At 40.1% G+C, this 222-nt stretch carries 1 protein-coding gene; it reads left to right on the forward strand.

Annotated elements, in window-relative coordinates:
• Positions 1 to 41 precede the first annotated feature (41 nt).
• Positions 42 to 222 (forward strand): transposase domain-containing protein (locus WFH18_RS18685; protein WP_442892510.1); only part of this gene is annotated, 181 nt, incomplete at its 3' end.

The following is a 222-nucleotide window of genomic DNA, read 5'->3' on the forward strand; positions in this document are numbered from 1 at the left end:
TTTCTTCTTGGTCTACGTGTCATAAAATACTCCATATATTGATGTTTATAACATCATTTGGGGAGCAAAATATCACTTATAAGTGTTGTTCAAATTTCCTGATCCACCTCTCAGGTAAGGCTTCTATCAGGAGAAGAAAATTACCTGCCGAACATGTGGTATGGCTGGTAATTGGGCTTGCCCTATTTCGAGATCAACCGATCGGGTATGTCGTAGAGCAAC

This window comes from Acinetobacter sp. USHLN143 (assembly GCF_037145695.1).
In the GTDB taxonomy this organism is placed as follows: Bacteria; Pseudomonadota; Gammaproteobacteria; order Pseudomonadales; family Moraxellaceae; genus Acinetobacter; species Acinetobacter fasciculus.